Source organism: Hymenobacter sp. UV11 (assembly GCF_004684095.1).
Lineage (GTDB): Bacteria > Bacteroidota > Bacteroidia > Cytophagales > Hymenobacteraceae > Hymenobacter.
In genome coordinates, this window is record NZ_SRII01000001.1 from 127,350 (window position 1) to 147,429 (window position 20,080).

A 20,080-nucleotide genomic window follows, 5' to 3' on the forward strand; every position below is an offset into this window, starting at 1 on the left:
GGGCGGCTACCCGATGGTAGCCGCCCCGCCCAAAATCCGTAGGCGAAAGGTGCCTTACTCCACCACCACCCGGCGCACGGCGTGCAGGCCAGGGCCGCTCAGGTACAGCACGTACACCCCGGCGGCTAGGCTTGCGGTTGAAAACTCGGCCTGAGCAGGCAGGTCGGGCACCAGCGCTAGGTTCTGGGTAGCAATGCGTTGGCCCTGACTGGTATAAAGGGCCAGTGTAATAGCCTTTTGCGGGCCGGCTGTGCTGAGCCGCACCCGTACTGGGGTGGCGTGGGCCACGGGGTTGGGGGCAATGCTGAGGTCGGCGCCAAGCAGCTCTTCATCGGCCTCCTGGCTAGGTAAGTTACTGGTAGCCAAATTGCTGCGCTGAGCCGCGCTGACGCTGGGCAGCGCCACGGCTAGCCGGTGCACCCATACGTTGTTGCCATTGTTGCTCTCCCGCACCAGGTTGAGGTAGTCGGCTACTCCCAGCAGGTAGTAGGAGCCGGCGGCGGTGCCGGCGGGCACAACCACATCAGTAGGTATAACCAGCAGATTATCTGGTGATATGGCCGCAGTTATGGCTTCGCCTACTAGTACATCGTCGCTGCTGAGTGTGGCATCTGCGGAGAGGTAGTAGCCCAGCACCGAGAAGCCCGCCCGCATGTTCCCGATATTCTGAATGGTCGTCTGCAATACGGCCGGGCTACCCACCGTCAGTAGGGTAGGGGCTAGCTGCGGGTTGGCCGCGATAACGAGGTCGGGCGCTGGCGCCGGCTCTGGTTGAATCCAGGAAGCGGGGCTGTCGACCTGCCCGGGATTATTGGTGACAGGCAGCTTGGTTTCCTGGGCGCATAGCGGAGCAGTAGAAAGTCCAAATAGGACCGAAGCCAGTAGCAAGCGTGATGACTTGTAGGGAATAGCGAGTTTTTTCATGTAATAGTTATAGCATTCGGTAGCATTAGAGATTATAGTGCGAAGATAATGATTCATAATACAAAAGGCCCACTATTTTTGAAATAGTGGGCCTTTTGTATAAATAGTAGGTAACGCCTGCGCTGGCTTTAGTCTGCCTCCTTGGGTACCAGCACGAATACATCCTCGCCGGGTCGCTTCATGAGGTACTTCTCGCGGGCAAACTTTTCGAGCAGCGCCGGCGAGCTGAGTAGCTCGGCGCGGTCTTGCTGCACCAGCTTGATGTTGGATTCGTAGTAGCCTTTCTCGGCCTGCAGCTCGCGCCACTTGTGATACATATCGTACTGCTTGCCCAGGTCGTTGGAGTCGAACACGACCATCCACACCACGAAGCCGACGGCCGTGAGGAAGTAGAAGTTGCGCAGCACGCGCAGGGTAGGGGCCAGGAAAGTCATGTAGGGTAAGCTTTAGCTTGCCATTGGGAGAGTTGATACAAGCGACGGCAAGCTAAAGCTTACCCTACACTACTTACATCTTCTTGCCGGGGAAGTAGGCGGTTTCGCCCAGCTCTTCCTCGATGCGGAGCAGCTGGTTGTACTTGGCCATGCGGTCGGAGCGTGAGGCCGAGCCGGTCTTAATCTGGCCGGTGTTCAGGGCCACGGCCAGGTCGGCGATGGTCGAGTCTTCCGTCTCGCCCGAGCGGTGGCTCATGATGGACTTGTAGCCGTTGCGGCGCCCCAAATTCACGGCGTCAATCGTCTCGGTGAGCGTGCCAATCTGGTTTACCTTGATGAGGATGGCGTTGGCAATGTGCTCATCAATACCGCGTTGCAGGCGCTCCACGTTGGTCACGAACAAGTCGTCGCCCACCAACTGGATTTTATTGCCCACCTGCTCGGTGATGCTTTTCCAGCCAGCCCAGTCGTCCTCGGCCAGGCCGTCTTCGATGCTGATGATGGGGTATTTCTTGGTCCAGTCGACCCAGTAGCTCACCATTTGCTCGGGCGTCAGCTTCTCGCCGCTGCTCTTTTTGAAGTGGTAGTGGCCATCTTCGAAGAACTCCGAGGCGGCGGGGTCGAGCGCAATCATCACCTGCTCGCCGGGCTTATAGCCGGCCTGCTCGATGGCTTGCAGCACAATCTGGATGGCTTCTTCATTCGACTGAATATCGGGGGCAAAGCCGCCTTCGTCGCCCACGTTGGTGCTGTAGCCTTTCTTCTTCAGCACGCCTTTGAGGGTGTGGAAGATGTCGGTGCCCCAGCGCAGCGCCTCGCTGAACGAGCTGGCGCCCACGGGCATTACCATGAATTCCTGGAAGTCAATCTTGTTGTCGGCGTGCGAGCCGCCGTTCAGGATGTTCATCATCGGCACGGGCAGCGTGGTGGCGCCTACCCCCCCTACGTAGCGGTAGAGCGGCTGGCCCAGCTCCTGGGCGGCGGCGCGGGCGGCGGCCAGGCTCACGCCCAGGATGGCGTTGGCGCCAAGGTTGCCCTTATTGGCGGTGCCGTCGAGCTCGCGCATGATTTTGTCAATCAGCCCTTGCTCGTATACCGAGAAGCCAATCAGCTCTTCGGCAATCTTGGTATTCACGTTTTCGACGGCTTTCAGCACGCCTTTGCCCTGGTACATGCTCTTGTCGCCGTCGCGCAGCTCCACGGCTTCGTGCACGCCGGTGCTGGCGCCGCTCGGCACGGCGGCGCGGCCCACGGTGCCCGAATCGGTGGTGACGTCAACTTCTACGGTTGGATTGCCGCGCGAATCAAAAATCTGGCGGGCATGAATGGCTGCGATGTAGCTCATGTTATTGGAAAGGAAGATGAGAATTGCAAATGTAGGGCTGTGCGGTAAGCTTTAGCTTGCCGGCTTCCAGGTGCCACGGCAAGCTAAAGCTTACCGCACATCTTCCAGTAGCTCGGCTAGGCGCGCAAACAGCACCTCGTTGCCGGCCTGCTGGTAGCTGCTCAGCGCCGCCTCATACTGCGGCAGCTCGGCCAAAAACGCCGCCACATTGGCCGCCGTGATGGCCTCGAAGCGCCGGCCGTAGCCGCGCTTCTCAATCTCGGCCGCGTTCAGCCACTGCTCAAACTGGGCCGGAATGGGCACCGCGCACACCGGCTTGTGCAGGTACACGGCCTCCGAAATCAGCGAAAAGCCGCCGTTGGTGAGCACCGCCCTGCTGCCCGCCAGCTCGGCAATAAAGCCGGCCTCGGAGAAGGGCCGCAGCAGCACGTTGCCGTGGTTTTCGTCCTTGTTGAAGCCGTACACGCGAAACTCCTGCTCCGGCATTTGCTGCAAAATCTCGACCAGGTCGGTCTGGTTGGTGGCCGTTTGGTACACCAGCACGTAGCTGCCGGCCGAGGGGGTAGCAGCCTGAATCTCGGGCCGGATAATGCTGGGCACCAGCGTGGTGCGCTCGGCGTAGCGCAGGCGCAGCGGTAGCTCAAAAAAGGTAGTGATAAGATAATGCCGGGCGCGGGGCAGCTTGGCCCGCACCAGGTAGCGCGCCACGTCGTACGACTCGCGCTCGGCGCTTGGAATCGTCACGTCGAGGTGCGCCCGGCTGATAATCTGCATATTATCGATGCTGATAACCGGCACGCGCAAGAGCTTGGCAAAGAAGTAGCTGAATGACTCAAAATCGGAAATCACCACCTCGGGCCGGAAGCCATGCAGCAGCTGCCGGTACTGCCGGAAGTTGACTTGCAGCGCCTCCGGCGCGCTGCGCAAGGTGAGGCCAATGGTGCGCGACTTCGACACCGCCAGCTTCTTGTAGGCAATGTGGAAGCCCTTTATTTCGAGCACCCGGCCCGGAAACGTCTTGTCGAGCAGCGTAAAGGCCCGCGAGCTGCTCACCACGCGCACATCGTGGCCCTGCTCTAGTAGCCAGGCAATGAGGACTTTGCTGCGGGTGGCGTGGCCCAGGCCCTCGCCCGGCACTCCGTAGAGAATGGTCATTTAAACAGAGAGCAATGAACAGTGAACAACGAACAATGGCAAAGAACGTCATGCTGAACAAAGTAAAGCATCTCTACCGGTCCATTTAACGAGGCGGTAGAGATGCTTCACTTTGTTCAGCATGACGTTCATCTGCTCACCACACCAGTAGTTTACCAGTGCGGCTGGCTACCAAGCCAGCCTCAAGCAAGGCTAGCAGTAAAATTGTAGCCGGGAAAAAATGCCGCGTCGCATACGCTGGCTGGTAGCCCGTTAGTTTAAGTCGGTAGTCAGGCCCGCCATGGCGGGCCGCACCGGGGTTGCGGGGCTTGGCCCGGTTTTCGTGTTGCTTGGTCCTAGCTTCGTCTTTTATTTTTGCACATATGCGTATTTCTGCTGCTTTTGTTGGGCTGGGTTTGGCCGTGGTGGCCTCGGCCTGTACCGCGCCGCGCGGCATCACTACTTCGGGTAAGGTAACGCCTCAGGGCGAATTCCGACTCGCTTATAACCAGGGCTTCAACGTGGGCTCGGCGCCACTTAGCAAGGCCGGCACGGCCGTGCGCGATGCGGCCAGCCAGCTCGGCAGCCAGGCCGCCCGCGGCGACACGGTGCGCTACTCGGGCACTGTGAGCAACGTGCAAGCCGCCGCCCTCGCCTACCTCCTCGACCCGGTGCAAACTACCGCCGACCTCAGCATTCGCTACGGCGTGGTGCCGCGCCTCGACGTAGGCTATAAGTATGCCTTCGGCTCGCACGTATTTGATACGCAGTACCAATTGCTGGGCCCCACCGGCTCGGTCGAAAACCCCGAGCGGGGCGCGGCCAGCGGCACTACCTACGCCAGCATTGGGCTGCAATACGCTATTCAGCGGGCGGCGCTGCCCAGCCTGCCATTCCTCAGCGACATCAATAGCCTGTTGGGACTCTCGGCTTCGCGCCACGATATTCTCATTCCGCTCACCGTCAGCCAGTCGTTTGGGCCTGAAGAAAGCATCGGGGCCATCAGCTACGGCGCGGTGTATGCGCACTCGTGGGTGAGCTATGGCTTCACACCCAGTAACTTATACAACCGCGCCGGTACCGGCGTGCTGCCTGCCCTCGACCGCCAAAGCCGCAACTTCTCGTCCTACGGCGCCTTCCTGAACCTCAAGCTGGGCTACAAATACGTGTACGTAGTGCCCGCCGTGAGCCTCTACTACCAGAACTACGGCAACTACACCCTGCTCGACGGCAGCACCACCTCACTCAGCGGCGTTACCGTTATTCCATCGCTGGGCCTGCAGTTTCGCATCCCGAATATGCGGTAGGGGTAAGGAGTAAATGGGTAGGGAGTAGATGAGTAAAACAGCCCGTCATGCTCATCTGTCGTCCGCTTGCCGAAGCATCTCTACCACGTAACTAACTACAAACGTTAGGTTTACTTGCACGAGCAAGATGCTTCGACAAGCTCAGCATGACGGGCTGTTTTATTTACTTACTCACCTACTGCACCGCCGGCCACCACCGTCAGCATATCGGCGGGGCTGAGGTAGGTGCGGGCCAGCTCGCGCAGCTCAATAGCGGTGGTGGCCTGGGTTTGGTGCACGAGCTGGGGGTAGTAATCGGGGCGCAGGCCTTGCAGCACCACGTAGCGGTGGCGGTCGGCCTGTTCAAACACCGTGGCCGACTCGCCCAGCAGCTTGCCGAGGGTGTAGTTTTTCACGGTTTCCAGCTCGTCATCGTCCAGCAGCTCGGTTTGCAGGCGGGTTAGCTCGGCGGCAATCTCGACGCGCGTGGCCTCGGCGCTTTCGCCGTTCACATCGGTGCCGATGACCAGCGAGGCGGCCTGCTGGCGGGCCGTTACGCTGGCATGAATGCCGTAGGTAAAGCCTTTGTCCTCCCGAATGTTGCGCATCAGGCGCGAGCCGAAATAGCCGCCCAGCACCTTCACCAGCAGCAACAGCTGGGGCGTTTGCTCCTCGGTGAGGGCCGGCCAGCGCCGCCCCACCCGCAGCGAAGCCTGAATGCTGCCCTCAACCGGCACCGCAACCAGGCCGGTGGGGGAGGTGGGGTTGGCGCAGGGGGGTAGGCCGGGCACTACGGGCGCGGCGGCGGCCGGCTGCCACTGGCCCAGCTGCGCGGCCACTTCCTCGGCGTAGGCGTCCACGTCGCCGCTCAGGAAAATATCGGCGTCGGCCGGGGCGTAGGCTGCCGCGTGAAAGTTGCGTAGCTGCTCACTGGTGAGCGCGTTGAAGGAAGCCTCATCAAAGGGCCGGCCATAGGCCGATTCTTCCCCAAACAGCTGGCGGTTAAACTCTTCGCTGGCGCAGAAGCTGGTTTTCTGGCGCTCCACGCGCATATTCTGGCTGATGCGGGTTTGCATCTGGCGCAACTCGTCGGCCGGAAAGGTGGGCGCGGTTAATATCTCCAGCACCAGCGGCAGCAAGGTAGGCAGGTAGCGCGCCAGGCAATAGAGCGTGAGCGTAACGCGGTCGGGCCCGGCCTCGCAATCGAGCGAAGCGCCATAAAAAGCTACTTCATCGGCAATTTGGCGGGCCGAGCGCGTGGCCGTGCCTTCGGTCAGCATTCGGGCCGCGAGCTGGGCCATGCCGGGTAGGGATTCCTGGCATTTACCAGCGGGCAGCACCACTTGCAGGCGCAGCACGGGCTGGGCCGCATTGGCCAGCAGGTGCAGGCGCGCGCCGTTGGGCAGCGTGCTCACCTGCGGGGTGGGCAAAATGATTTGGGTGAGCGGAAAGGTGGGCGGGGGCTGAAGGCGGTCGAGCACGAGGTGAATGGGGATGAACTTAGGCAGGGTAGCGCGGCTACGGCCGGCGCCTCCTCACAAAATAACATGGTACAAGTACGTAAAGTCTGCAAGAGCTAGATTGATTCTCCTGAATTCTTGCCCATGACTGGTTTAGGAAGCAAAAAAATGCTCGTTCGCCATGTCGTGCGCAGTAAAAGCATGGCGTGTGAGCCTTTTACGCTTCCGTCAACGAGGCACGGGAGATTTTTCAATAATCTTGCAATGACGAGCAGGTGACTTGCTAAACAGCTGCGGGTGCTAAAAAAGTCCTACCCCCCGCCAAACAGCTGAGGGGCTGACCTCCTCTCGGAAGCCAGCCCCTCAGCTGTGGAAACCGGTAGGCCGCCTTAATTTGGCAGCGTGCCCTGGGTGCCGCCCGCGCCCTTCTCGTCGAAGGCATCGGACAACTTGTTCAGGTTGAAGTGCAGCGATACCCGGATGGTCTGGGCTAGCGGGTTGGCCTGCGAGTTGGGCACCAGGTAGGTGCCATCGACGCCAAACACCGACAGCCGCGCACCCAGGCCAAAGCTCAGGTACTGGCGGGCGCCCACGTGCTGGTTCTCGTAGAAGTAGCCCACGCGGGCCGCGATGGTGTTGTTGTACCAGTACTCGGCGCCGGCGTGCAGGTTAATCTCTTGCAGCTCCCCCTTGAAGCCGCCCGGCGCGTCGGTGAATGAGCTGAAGATGGCCCCAATCGGCCCCTGCTGCTGGCGCTCGTCGTTGATTTGTTTTACCGCCGCCGCATTCGCGGGGTTGGTAGGGTCCTCGTAATAGGGCGAAGGCACCAGCAGCTTGGTAGCGTCAACGGCCAGCGTAATCTTGTTATACGAATCGATTTCGCGGGTGATGGCCGTGCCCAGGCGCAGCGTGGTGGGTAGGAAGCTCGACGTAGTCACATCCTGGTACACCATCTTGTTGCCCAGGTTCGTAATCGAGAGCCCGTAGGCAAAGTTGTAGATGCCCGCGCCAATGGTCGCGTCCTTGCTGTAGTAGGCGCCCAGGTCGGCGGCGAAGGAGTTACCGGCCTGCGCATCATTGCCCGAGTAGTTGCCGATAAGGTTTGAGCGCACGTAGCGGGCCGAGATGCCCACGCCGAAATTCTCGCCCAGCTTCTGGCCATACGATACCGTAACGGCGTATTCCTTGGGGTTGAAAGAGCCGTTGGGCAGGTTGGTGCCGGTGCGGTAGTCAATCTGGCCCAGGTTGAAGTACAGCAGCGAGGCCGCAAACGCGCCGCGCGTGCCCACCTTGCCGTAGCCCGAGAGATAGCTCAGGCTCATGTCGTCGGTAATCTGGCGCAGCCAGGGTGAGTACGACGGCGAGAAGGCGTACTTGTAATCCACGAAGCCCAGCTTGCCGGGGTTGTAGAAGGCCGCGTTGGCGTCGGGCGAGGTCGCCACGCCCGCGTCGCCGAGGGCCGCGCCCCGCGCATCGGGACTCAGCGTCAGGATGGGCACCGCCGTGGTAATGGTGTGCAGGTCGGCGTTGGCTACTTGGGCCAGGGCGGCCGGCGCGGCGAGCAGCAACAGCGCCGGCGCGAAGCCTAGCGTACGAAAAAAGGTCATAAAATGAAGTAAAGAACTAGATACTACTAGGATAGCGGGTGAGGGGTAAAACGTTGCAACAAAAATCGGACTATTCCCCGGCGCGCCGATTGGGCAGCCGGCAGGGGGGTAGGGCGGTGGTTAATTCAACAAAACTAGCTTCTCAAACTTAGTGGCGGTCTGGCCGCCGGGAATGCGCACGCTCACCCGGTATACATACACGCCCCGCGCCAGCTGGTCATTGTAGTCGTCGCGGCCGTTCCAGGTCAGCGCGGGGTCTTGCAACGTGCTGGGCATGTGGGCAGTACTGGCGGGGTAGTTGGCGCGCAGCGTTTTCACGAGGCGGCCGGCAATGGTAAAAATCTGTACCTGCACATCGAGCTCCTGGCCGGCGCGCGTCTGGTCGAAGTGGAAGGTGGTAATATTGCTGAACGGGTTGGGGTAATTAAGCACGTGCGTGAGCGCCAGCTCCGCCGACTGCTCCACGAGGAAATCAACCGTGCCCTCGGCCGAATTATTGTGCGTGTCCCAGGCTTTAAGGCGAATGGTGTGGGGGCCGGGCGTGAGGTCTTTGTAGAGGTAGCGCACCAGGCCCGTGCGAAAGTTATCCACGTCGGTGGTGTAGCCGCTGTTCACCACCACCAGCTTGCTGGGGTCGTTGTCGAGCGTGGCCGTGATGTCGTGCCCAATACCGGCGCTGGAAGTATTAATACCCGACTCATCCTTGAGGCGCGCCAGTAGGTAGGGGGTAGGGCTGGTGCTGCCGCCCGACACAAAGGAGCTGTCGTTGGGCGTTTCGGTGGTGTTCAGCCACAGGTGCACCAGCGGCGGCTTGGTGTCGCTGGCAGCCTTGCTCGAAACGCCGCCCACCAGCGCCAGCTGGTAGCCCTGGGCATCCACCTTGTTCACCATATCCTGGGCGTAGAGGCTGATTTTGCCCTGCCCCACGTTGTAGGCAATGTCCTTGGGCACCACAAACCGCACCGTGAAGCGCCCGGCGCGCACCGTAGCCTGCCCGCCGTAAATGATGTTTTCCTGGGTCTGAACCGGTACCGGCAAGCTTTGGTCACCAAGGGTTTGCACGGTCACGGGCTTGTCAAAAATCGTGATGTCGGCCGTGCCGCCGAAGGTGGCGTTCAGCACGCCGCCTTTCTCGATGTGGCCGCTCAGGCGCATCTGGCCCAGCGCCTGCAAGGTGTCGAGGCTGGCTGCCACCGACTGCACGCGCCGCCCGTTGATGGAGTCGAGCACCACGCGCTGGTTGGGGTAGGCGAGGCGGGTGGTAGGGTCGGCTAGCAGCGTGTAGTTGCGGTTGTTGAGGTCGCCGCCCACCGCCTGGTTCTTGGCCGTGCTGGCGGCGAAGCCCAGGTAGGGCAGCGTGCCGGCCGCGCTGCGCCGCAATATCTGGTTGTAAAACCCATCCACCAGCTGGGTGTTAAAATTGGAATAAACTACCCGCGTGGTGGTAAACAGGCCCACCGCGCCGCCCGTCACATTATCCGTCAGCACCTGCTCGCCGGCCGAGGTAAAGTCGGGGTTGTCGTAGGTGCTCAGGTCGCAGGTGCCCGTCACGAAGAACGTGAGGCGGTGCTGGTTTTGCAGTGCCAGCAGCGAGGCGTTGGTTACGATGTGCTCGTCGGCCAGGCCCTGCGGGCCGCCGTGGCCAGTGTAGCCAATCAGCAGCGAGCCCTGCTCCAGCGCCTCGTCAATGGCCGCCATCATGGCCGGCGAGCGCTGACCGGCCGCTACACTGACTTGCGGAAAGAGGTCGAGGTAGTCTTTGCGCAGGTTATAAGCCGGCTCATCCCGGCTGATGGTAGGGGCGAAGGTCTGCTCCGAATCGTTGACGAACAAGTTACTGTCGCCGTCGTCGGCGGTGAGCGTAATGCGGTTGCGCCACTTGCCAAAGCTGGCCGGCGTGTCGTAGTCAATGATTTTATCAACTACTTGCTGAGCCTGGGTCGCATTGGCGGGCTGGCCCACCGGCGGGCGCACCGGTAGCCGGCCAATGCCAATGTCGGTAGCCTCAAACGTGGCGCCCGACGACTCCACCCACTCGCCCTCGCTGTCGTCGAGCAGGCCGTAGTAGTCCTCCGACGAGTAGCTGTTTTCGCCCTCCACGTTGGCGCGGCTGCCGCTCACCGGCAAAAACGACTCGCGCGATTCGTAGGTGGGCACCAGGTTCTGGTTGGCCCGGTCAAAATCGGTGGTAGTAGTAAAAGGCACCCGGTTCAGCCACCAGGCCGGCTCCTGGCTCTTGTCGTTGTAGGGCGACGACTTGTAGTCGAACGACGCATCACCGAACAAGAGCAGGTAATTGCGCCGGTTGCTGGGGTCGGGGTTGCGGTCATACACCTGCTTCATCAGGTCGCGGATGGCCGTGGCATCCTGCGCGCCCGAGCTGTACTCGTTGAATACTTCCTTGGTCGTGACCACGGCCACGTTCAGGCCGTTGTAGTCGCGCCGGTGGTCGGCCAGCCGCTGCGCCTGCGCCCGGAAGGGGGGGTAGGCCACAATCACCATATCCAGCTTGCCATCGGCGTTGAGCGCGTGCAGGTTCTGGTTCGCGATTTTGCCAAAGAGCCGGGGCGTGTCGAACGAGCCCGTGGGCTGCACGGCCACAAACTCCCGTAGCGAGTCGGTGTAGGCCGCGAAGCTACCGCTGGCGTCGAGCGTCTGGGCCTGGGGCCGGCGCGGGTTGGTCACTTCCCACACCTGCGCGCCGCCGGCGTTGGCCACCGTAAAGGTGCCCACCGTGCCTGCCCCACGCTTGTAGTTCAGGGAGTTAAACTCTAGATAAGAAGCGCTCAGGCGCAGCTGGCGCTTCACTACCAGCTCCAGGTAGTCGAGGTAGCCGGTGCTGTTTCCATCAACCGAACTGAAGGTCAGCGTCACCTTGGGGTCGGTGAGGCCGGCTGGCGTGAGGGTCGTAAAGGTGCGGAAGTCGTTGTTCGCTACCGTCGTAAACGCGCCGTTCGGAATGCCGCTCAGCGGCACTGTGCCCAGCGCGCTACCCCCCAGTGCCACCGCGAAGCTGCTGCTTTGCCCGGCCGTAGAGGCAGTGGCCACCGTCAGGCGCAACGTATCGCCGGCCACGAGGTCGGCCAGCGCCAGGTTGCCATCGCCGCTGAAAACGAAGTCCCTGGCCGTGCCCACTTTAAACGACTCGCCCAGCCAGCGCCGGCCCGAATGCAGTATGTTCACCAAGTCGTGCTCGTAGTAGCGGCGCTCCAGAAAGGTGGTGATGGCCGCGCCCTGCGGCGCCCTGGCCGGGGCTGCCACCGTCGGAATGCGCCGCCCATCGCTGCTCCCCACCCGAATAAAGTAGTAAGCCGTATCCGAAAAAATATTGTTGACGTGCTTGAAGCGCCCGCCCTCGCCCAGCAGCCCATACAGGCCCGGCTGCGACAGCTGCGCCGCCCGAGCCGGCTGGCTGGCCCGCCAGGTGTGCGGCCCCTTTGCATAAAACAAAAGGTACTCGTCGCTGCCAAATACGTTGTCAGTGTTCCCCTTAAAGTACAGGTTGTTCTCCACCAGGTCGTCGGGGCGCGGGGTAGCATTAGCCTGCGGCAAGAGGCCCGTGGCGTTGCCATACAGCTGCACCTTATTGGGGTCTACCGACGCGGGCAGGCCCAGCTTCTGCAACGCCGCCAAGTCGAGCTTATACACGCCATTGCGCGGCACCCCAATCTTGTACCAATCGCCGCTGCTCAGCACCGAAATCTTCGCAAAGCTGTGCGTAGCCGTGGTGCGGCTGGTAGCTGCGCCGCCGTCCGCCGCCTGGTAAGCGTAGGTGAACGAGAGCAGGCGCTCGGCCTGGCCGGTCTGGGGGTTGCGGCGCACCGGCTTTAGCAGCACGTAGGTGTAGGTCCGGCGGGCCTCGGTGCCCGTGCGCAGCGTGAGGGTGGGCGAGGGGGGTAGGGCGGTGCTGCCGAGCAGCTTTGCATCGGCGGCCGGGAAGGCCTCGTACACGGCATCGCGCAGCTCGCCGGCGCTCACGGTGCCGGGCACGCGCAGGGTATAGGTGCCCACCACATCAGTAGGCCCGTGGTAGGCGCCCACGAAGCTGGGTACCTGGCGGGGCTCCGTGTCGGGGCTGGCACTGGGGCTGCGCAGGCCCGCATACACGGTCCAGCTCAGCGTCACGGGCACGGTTTGGGCGTTGCCGCCGACTTGGGCGCGCACTGGCAATACCAAGCCCGCCAGCAGCCCAAGCAACAGCATCGAGAAGAAGTTTCGCATAAACAAACCTGCTAAGGCACTACACTACTCAAGAAAAACCGTCGGTAGCTATATACAGGCTAACACCGATGCCCGCCAACTTATTGCGGGCCGGTAGCGCTGGCTTCGGCGGCGTCGCGGCTGCGCACCCGGCCGGGCACCGACAGCAGCACGTAGAGCAGCACCGCCACCGGGATACCCGCCGCCTTCAGCGTGGCTACCAGTACCAAAGCGAGACTTACAAAAATAAACCGTCGCCGGTTTCCCAGCCACCGCAGATTCTTGAATTTCAGGGCAAACAGCGGCAATTCGGCCACCAGCAAGCCCGACAGTAATACCGTGAGTCCCAGCAGCAGCCAGGGGTTCAGAATAATACGGTCCAGCCCAAACTCATTGGTGGCCAGAATGAGCGGCAGCGACGCCACTACCAGCGTGCAGGCGGGGGTAGGGAGCCCGATGAAGGAGGTCGTCTGCCGCGTGTCGTTGTTGAACTTGGCGAGGCGCAGGGCTGAAAAAATGGGGATGAGGAAAGCGCAGAAAGGCAGTAAGCTGAGGGCGGAAGAATAGTCCGCGTTGCCGGTTACCGTCACGGCCGATACGCCGCTTATCGTTCCCACTAGCTTGTACATTATCGCCCCCGGCACCACCCCAAACGACACCATATCGGCCAGCGAGTCCAGGTCTTTGCCGATGGGCGACGACACGCGCAGCGCCCGCGCCAGCAGCCCATCGAAGAAGTCGGCCACGGCCGCCGCGCCCACCAGGTAGGCGCCCAGCACCAGCTCGCCCCGGAAGATGAACGTGAGCGCCAAGCACCCGCACAGCAGGTTGAGGCAGGTAACGGCGTTGGGTATGTGTCGTTTCAAAGTAGGAAGAAGCTGCTTATTACTTGGTAAGAATAGTGCCGAAAGACTTGCTCTGCTCAAAAGACCTGATGGTTTCTTCTTCGAGCGGCGTGCGTTTCACCACGGGATTATTGCGCCAAAAGTCGGCGTCGTAGGGCTTTTGCTTGATAGCGTCGAGGTCTTTCTGCTTGCTACCGGCTGGCTCGTAAGTAACGGCCGCGGCCGTGGGCTGCCAGTCGTAGAAGTATGTGAAGCCCACAGCGTGCATCTGGAGGTCAGGTTTCAGCATTCGACCAATATTCTGGGTCAGCGTCACGAGCATGTGGTCGGGTGCCGCGCCATCGGGCCGGGCCGCGAATACCAAGTCATAATTCATCCGCTCGTCTTTGAACTTGAACGTGGGGTTGTTAGACTTAACCGCGATGTCGATGCCGACCTGGAAGCGCAGCAGCTGGTAAGTGTCCACATCCACCGTAATAATGCCTCGCACGTGCTGGGGATTGAACTTAGGCTTGCCCACGAACTCAATGCTGGCCAGACTTTGCCCTCCGCTCTGGCTCACGCCCAGCAGGCGCAGGGTGTACATCTTGGTCGGCTCGGGACTAAGCACGCTACCCAGCTTAGTGGTGTCGTTTGCCGGCGAGTAAAGCGTCAGGCTCTTCGTAAAATTTGATAGGTTGTTGAAGCTGATTAACATGCCTTTTTTCTCTGCAAAGCGGCCCTGGCTCAGCGCGGTGCCTTCTAGCCCGGCGCTGCTGGCCTTGGTTTGCCAAAGCATTTCAAGCAATTGCGTGGGCTGCTGGTCGAGGTAAGTCACCTGGCGGTAAAAAGCCTGGCCGTACAGCTTGCGAGCATTCGTGCGCTGCAACACGCGATAGGCGTGCGCTAATAGGTTAGCCGCGTAGCTGGTCGGTTCCACAGCTGGCAGCGCCACGGGCGCGGCTTGCAAGGCCAGCGGGGGGGTAGGCCCCGCCGCCGCCACCGTCACCGAGTCGCGCCCGTAGCCCAGGCTGAAGGCCAGCACCTTGGCCGGCAACCGGGCCACGCGCAAGCCAAACTCGCCCTCCGCGTTGGTGGTCGTGCCCTGGGTGGTGCCGGCCACCACCACGCTAGCGTAGGGTACGGGCTGGCGCGTCTGGCGGTCCAGCACCTTGCCGGTTACCAAACCCTGCGCGGCAGCTTGGTGGCTCAGCAGCGCGGCGGCTGCCAGCAGGAGGTAGCGGATTGCGGTCATAGGAGGGGGGTAGGGAAGCAGCTAGGTCAGAAACGGATTGCTGCGCCGCTCCGCGCCGATGGTCGTAGTGGGCCCGTGGCCGGGGTGCACCACCGTTTCATCAGGCAAGGTCAGTAGTTCGCTCTCAATGCTTTGCAGTAGGGTAGCGTGGTGGCCGCCCGGCAGGTCGGTGCGCCCGATGCTGCCCTTAAACAGCACATCGCCCCCGATGAGCTGGCCGCCCGCCTCGTCATACAGCACCACGTGGCCGGGCGCGTGGCCGGGCGCAAAGCGCACTTGCAGCTCGCTCTCGCCCAACTCCACTACCTGGCCGGCCGCCAGCTCGCCGGTGGGCTCGGCCGGCTCGTAGGCCGCGAAGCCGTAGGGCCCGGCGTAGGTAGGTACAGCGCGTAGCGTGGGTAGGTCGTCGGTGTGCAGCAAAAACGGGATGCCGGGGTACTGCCGCAGCACAAACGCATTGCCCAGCACGTGGTCGATGTGGGCGTGGGTGTTGAGCAAAAACTGCACATCCAGCTTTTCGGCCTCGATGTAGTCGCGCAGGGTCTGCTGCTCCTCCTTCGAGTAGGCGCCGGGGTCCACGATGGCCGTGGCGCGCGTGGCCTCATCAATGAGCAGGTAGGTATTTTCGCTGAACGCGTTGAAGGTGAAGCAGACAATCCGAAGCATCCGGCAAAGGTAGGTTTGAGGATAACGAGTACTAGTTGGTGGGTATAAAGAACGTCATGCCGACGCCAGGAAGCATCTCACGCCCGGCAGTAAGTCAATCGTTCAACGAGGTGCGCGAGATGCTTCCTGGCGTCAGCATGACGTTCTTTATACTCATTATCCAGTGAAAGAATGACCGACTACGATTACCTGCTCATCGGCCACGGCATTGCCGGGGCGGTGCTGGCCCGCGAGCTGCGCGGGCGCGGCCACCGCGTGCTCGTCTACGACGAGCCGCGGCCCGACACCGCCTCCCGCGTGGCCGCCGGCCTCATGAACCCCGTGGCCGGCAAGCGCTTTGCCCTCACTTGGCGCGCCCTCGAAACCCTACCCCCCGCCGTAGCCTACTACCAGGCCTTGAGCCAGGAACTGGGCGAAGAATTTTTCCAGAATGCGCCCATCCTCAAGGTCTTCGGCTCGGCGCAGGAGCAGCAGCAAATGCTGGCCCGCGCCGCCGACGACCCCTGGCAGGGCTTCGTCGAAAAGATAGAAACTGCCCCTATAGCGCGGCCGGGGCTGCTGGCCCCGCACGGCGGCGCGTGGCTGCGCGGCGGCGGCCACCTGCGGGTCGAAGCGCTGCTGGCGGCGCTGGCCGAGGGGGGTAGGGCTGCAGGCTGGCTGCGCGAAGAAACTTTTAGTTGGGAGCACCTCGTTAGCGACGGCACAGGCGTGAGCTACGCGCCGGGGCAGGTGCGCGCCCGGCACGTAGTGTGCTGCCAGGGCGCGGGCGCGCTGGCGGGTCCGCACTTTGGCTGGCTGCCGCTCACCCCCAATCAGGGCGCGGTGCTCGACGTGGCGGTGCCCGGCCTCAACGCGGCGCAGGTTCTCAATCGGGGAGCCTACGTGGTGCCGGGGGTAGCAGCAGGGCAGTTTCGGGTGGGTGCTACCTACCGCTGGCCGCCCTTTGCCGAGGTACTCGGCGATGTGGACCAGCGTGAGCTGGCCGGACGCCTGGCGGGGCTCACCGACCTGCCTTTCGAGGTAGTGGGCGAGCGGCGCGGGGTGCGACCCGCCGTGCGCGACCGCCGCCCGCTGCTGGGCCGCCACCCCACGCTGCCGTGGCTGAGCCTCTTCGGGGGCTTTGGCTCGAAGGGCGTGAGCCTGGCCCCGCGCCTGGCCGCGCAGCTTGCCGATTACCTCGCTGGTAGTGGTGAGCTGTGGCCCGACGTTAACTTAGCCCGCTACTACGCGCTTTATAAGGGGGCGTGAGTTAAAGTATGCCCGCCCGGGCACCAGACCCGCCCCGCGCGGCGTTAGCCTAAAAAACTGCCCCGCTGGCTCGTCTGGCGGGTTACTACCTGCCTGCTTCGTTCTTCCCGCTCGTAATTCTGACCCCGTTTGCTGTGAACTTTTTCCATCTTTTCCGCCGGGGTGCTGCCGGCCTAGCCCAGGGCCGGGGGGCCGTGGTAGTGCCGTTGCTGGTGTTGGCAGGGGTAGGGGCTGTGCCCGCCCAGGCCCAAACTGCTCAGGAGCCCTTCGGCCGGGTGCGCATTCAGTATAAGAAATTCAATTGGCAAGAATATTCGACCCAGAATTTCAACGTCTTTTTTTACGAAGGCGGTGAGGCCAGCGCCCGCCGCACGGCCGAGTATGCCGAGCAGGAGCTGCAGCGCATCACGGCGCTGGTGGGCTACTTTCCTTACAGCAAGACCACGCTCATGGTCTACAACTCGGTGGGCGACCTGCGGCAGAGCAACATCGGCCTCCCCGTGCCCAATGCCGTGAACGGCGGCGAGGCCCAGCTCACGCGCCAAACCAAGGTGGAAGTTGCCTTCACGGGCCGCCAAACCGACTTCAAGCGCGAACTGAGCTACCAGATAACCCAGGTGCTGCTCAACGACATGATGTACGGTGGCTCGCTACGCGAGGTGCTGCAAAGCAACTACCTGCTGCAACTGCCCGACTGGTTTATCAGCGGCGCATCGTCGTACGCGGCGGAGGGCTGGAGCGTGGACATGGACGCCTACATGCGCGACATGGCGCGCCAGTACCCGACCGGCAACCGCACGGCGCCATTCTTCGTGCGCAACCAGCGCCTGGCCGGCCACAGCATCTGGAACTACATTGCCGAGCGCTACGGCTATGGCACGGTGCAGAACGTGCTGAACCTCACGCGCATTACCCGCGACGTGGAAGTGGGTATCTCGTCGTCGCTGAACGTGCCGTACAAGGTATTTCTGCGCAACTGGGTCAATTATTACCGCGACATCAACCGGGGCGAAACTTTGTCGGCGCTGGTGGTGCCCACCGAGGCCAACCGCCTCAGCACCCGCAACAAGCGCGGCTTCGACGTGTTCTCGCAGCCCGTGTTCAGCCCCGATGGCCAGCACCTGGCCTACGCCGCCAACGAGCAGGGCCGCTACCGCGTGGTAGTGACCGACCGCAACGGCAGCCACCGCCGCATCATCTTGCAGGGTGGCTACCGCACCCCCGACCAGCAGGTAGAAACCCGCCTGCCGGTGCTAGCCTGGCGCGGCAACTCGCAGCTGGCCGTGGCCGAGATGAAGCACGGCCGCATGGCCCTGCACGTGCACAACACCACCGGCCTGGCTGTGCTCGACCGCCTGCGTGGGGCCATTAATCTGCGCCAGCCGGCTACCATCTTCGCGCCCTATGACCAGGTGCTCGACATGAACTACTCGGCCGACGGCAAGGCGCTGGTATTCACGGCGGTGAAGAATGGTCAGAACGATATTTACCTGCTGCGCGCCGGCAGCCGGCAGCCCGAAAAGCTCACCGACGACCTGTTCGACGACCAGCAGGCGGTATTTCTGCCTAGCGGCCAGGAAATCGCCTTCAGCTCAAACCGCTATCTCGACTCGACGGGGCGCGCCCGGCCGGCCACGTTCCCGAATGTGGTCAATAACTACGACCTGTTTATCTGCCACCTCGACGGCCGCGCCATCCCGATTGAGTCGCTCGTGAGTACCATCTCGAACGAAACCCGGCCCCGACCGCTTTCCGACGACGAGATTCTGTACCTGGGTGAGGAAAACGGTATCCGGGGCCTGTACCGCTACTCGCGCAAAACCGGCCAGCACCAGCCGGTGAGCAATTTTGCTACGAATATTCAGGACTTTGACTACAGTCTGCCGCAGGGCACGCTGGCCTTCGCGGCGCAGGTGCAGGCCCGCGACCTGCTCTACCTCTACCCCCACTTTGAGCTGCCCGCCAGCCTGACGCTGGGCAAAACCGCCCGCCAGCAGATTCTGGAGTCGCGTTCGCGGCCGGCCCCCGCCCCGGTGCGGCCCGCCGCCCCGGTCCCTACCCCCCCCGTGCCGGCCGTTGCGGCTGCTACCGATACTACGCCGACCGCCGCCGCCGCTACTGCTCCCGCTGGCACTGCTGCGCCCGTGGTCACTGCGCCTACCACCGCCACGCCTACTACGGCGGCTACCCCGGCTGCGCCAACGCCCGGCGCGCGCAGCACGGCCCCGCTCAACCCCAACAACTACCAGTTTGAGGAAGATGAGGACGTGGCGCCCATCCGGCCCCGGCGCAATGCCAAGGCGCCCGTTGTGAATGCCCCGCGCATTGCCACGCCCACCATCACGGGGCCGTATCACTACGATACGCGCTTCATGGCCGATAACCTGCTGACGGGTATCGCCATCGACCCGCTGCTGGGTTTTGGGGTGTCACTGCAAGCCAACCTGTCGGATGCGTTTGAAAATCACCGCTTTCAGGCGGGTATTTTTGGCAAGCTCGACTTGCGCACCAGCAACATCAACGTGTCGTACACCAACGTGACGCGGCGCTTCGACTGGACTATTGCTTACCAGAAGCAGGCGTACTTTTTTGACCCTGCCGGCCTGGGGCAGCAGCTGCGCTACGGCCGCCACTCCATTGCGCCTACTATTGCCTACCCCCTCACCCACAACCTAAGCCTGCGCGGCGGCCCTCGCTACGACAATATCTCGCGTTCGCTCACGGGCACAGCCTCGACGGAGTACGACCTGACGCGCAACTACGCGGGCTACAATGCGGAGCTGGTATTTGATAACTCGCGGGTGACAGGTGTGAACATGCTGGTGGGCACGCGCCTGAAGGCGGGCGTGCTCCAGATGAACGACGTGAGCAGCAAGGCCAACAACTTCGGCAAGTTTTACATCGACCTGCGCCACTACCAGAAGGTGCACCGCCAGATAATCTGGGCCAACCGTGCCAGCTACGGGCAGTTTTTCGGCAATGCGCAGTCGGGCACCAACCCGCAGTTTTTCCGCCTCGGCGGCATGGACAACTGGGTGAACCAGAGCTACGCCGACCAGCAGCTCATCACGCCGGCCGGCCAGAGCGTGTCCGACCCTACCACCATGTTCTACCAGCAGTTTGTGACCAACCTGCGGGGCTTTGACTTGAGCAAGCGCCGGGGTTCGCGCTACGTGCTGTTCAACAGTGAGTTGCGTATTCCGATTGTGCAGTATTTGGCCAACCGGCCCATCTACTCGGGCTTCTTCCGCAATTTGCAGTTCATCGGCTTTTTCGACGCGGGCACGGCTTACAACGGCACCAACCCCTTCGGCGAAGACAACTCCAACAACACCATCAACTTTGGGGGCAATGGCAACATCTTCTCCGGCACGGTCACCAACTTCAACAACCCCTTCCTGATGGGCTACGGCGTGGGCGTGCGCAGCACGGTGCTGGGCTTCTACACCAAGTTTGACCTGGCCTGGGCCCGCGAAAACTACGTCACCTCCAAGCCCAAGCCCTACTTCACCCTCGGCCACGACTTTTAAAGGGGGTAGGAAGGCAGTAGGTAAGAAATAAAAGAACGTCATGCTGAGCTTGTCGAAGCATCTCTGCCGCTTAGTTGGATTACTAATCCTAACGGCGTGGCAGAGATGCTTCGACAAGCTCAGCATGACGTTCTTTCGTTTACGGGCCCTTCCGTTGCCCATCGTAC

The 20,080-nt window shown here is 62.2% G+C and carries 13 protein-coding genes; 3 read left to right on the top strand and 10 right to left on the bottom strand.

Annotation, left to right across the window (positions count from 1 at the left end; all coding sequences use genetic code 11):
- Positions 1–54: 54 nt before the first annotated feature.
- From E4631_RS00505 to E4631_RS00520, 4 genes are all read right to left on the bottom strand, one after another.
- On the bottom strand, positions 55–924 hold the full coding sequence (locus E4631_RS00505; RefSeq protein WP_166648127.1) for a CARDB domain-containing protein: 870 nt from the start codon (positions 922–924) through the stop codon (positions 55–57).
- A gap of 128 nt (positions 925–1,052) precedes the next feature.
- A complete protein-coding gene (locus E4631_RS00510) occupies positions 1,053–1,358 on the bottom strand; it encodes a septum formation initiator family protein (RefSeq protein WP_133658153.1) in 306 nt (101 codons plus the stop codon).
- A 73-nt stretch (positions 1,359–1,431) separates the two neighbouring features.
- Positions 1,432–2,703, bottom strand: coding sequence for a phosphopyruvate hydratase (eno, locus tag E4631_RS00515; RefSeq protein WP_133658154.1), 1,272 nt, complete (start codon positions 2,701–2,703; stop codon positions 1,432–1,434).
- Between the two features lie 90 nt (positions 2,704–2,793).
- Positions 2,794–3,858: a glycosyltransferase family protein gene (locus E4631_RS00520; RefSeq protein WP_133658155.1), complete on the bottom strand. Its 1,065-nt coding sequence runs from the start codon at positions 3,856–3,858 to the stop codon at positions 2,794–2,796.
- Positions 3,859–4,220: 362 nt separating this feature from the next.
- Here E4631_RS00520 and E4631_RS00525 point away from each other — a divergent pair, with 362 nt between their 5' ends.
- Positions 4,221–5,144, top strand: coding sequence for a hypothetical protein (locus E4631_RS00525; protein ID WP_133658156.1), 924 nt, complete (start codon positions 4,221–4,223; stop codon positions 5,142–5,144).
- A gap of 167 nt (positions 5,145–5,311) precedes the next feature.
- Here E4631_RS00525 and E4631_RS00530 read toward each other — a convergent pair whose 3' ends face one another.
- From E4631_RS00530 to E4631_RS00555, 6 genes are all read right to left on the bottom strand, one after another.
- Positions 5,312–6,604 carry a pitrilysin family protein gene (locus E4631_RS00530; RefSeq protein ID WP_133658157.1) on the bottom strand — a complete coding sequence of 431 codons (1,293 nt, stop codon included), beginning with the start codon at positions 6,602–6,604 and terminating at the stop codon, positions 5,312–5,314.
- 368 nt (positions 6,605–6,972) lie between these two features.
- Positions 6,973–8,190, bottom strand: a complete 1,218-nt coding sequence (porV, locus tag E4631_RS00535) for a type IX secretion system outer membrane channel protein PorV (protein ID WP_133658158.1) — start codon at positions 8,188–8,190, stop codon at positions 6,973–6,975.
- Positions 8,191–8,310: 120 nt separating this feature from the next.
- Complete coding sequence (porU, locus tag E4631_RS00540; RefSeq protein ID WP_133658159.1) at positions 8,311–12,411, bottom strand: type IX secretion system sortase PorU; 4,101 nt, start codon at positions 12,409–12,411, stop codon at positions 8,311–8,313.
- An 80-nt stretch (positions 12,412–12,491) separates the two neighbouring features.
- Positions 12,492–13,256 (bottom strand): phosphatidylcholine/phosphatidylserine synthase, encoded by a 765-nt coding sequence (locus tag E4631_RS00545; RefSeq protein WP_133658160.1) that lies wholly within the window; start codon positions 13,254–13,256, stop codon positions 12,492–12,494.
- Between the two features lie 19 nt (positions 13,257–13,275).
- Positions 13,276–14,469, bottom strand: a complete 1,194-nt coding sequence (locus tag E4631_RS00550; RefSeq protein ID WP_133658161.1) for a carboxypeptidase-like regulatory domain-containing protein — start codon at positions 14,467–14,469, stop codon at positions 13,276–13,278.
- 21 nt (positions 14,470–14,490) lie between these two features.
- On the bottom strand, positions 14,491–15,135 hold the full coding sequence (locus E4631_RS00555; protein ID WP_133658162.1) for an MBL fold metallo-hydrolase: 645 nt from the start codon (positions 15,133–15,135) through the stop codon (positions 14,491–14,493).
- Positions 15,136–15,306: 171 nt separating this feature from the next.
- Between E4631_RS00555 and E4631_RS00560 the strand changes: the two genes are divergently transcribed.
- Together E4631_RS00560 and E4631_RS00565 are read left to right on the top strand one after the other, a co-directional pair.
- A complete protein-coding gene (locus E4631_RS00560; RefSeq protein WP_133658163.1) occupies positions 15,307–16,383 on the top strand; it encodes an FAD-binding oxidoreductase in 1,077 nt (358 codons plus the stop codon).
- Between the two features lie 134 nt (positions 16,384–16,517).
- Complete coding sequence (locus E4631_RS00565; RefSeq protein ID WP_133658164.1) at positions 16,518–19,913, top strand: PD40 domain-containing protein; 3,396 nt, start codon at positions 16,518–16,520, stop codon at positions 19,911–19,913.
- The last annotated feature ends 167 nt before the right edge of the window (positions 19,914–20,080 follow it).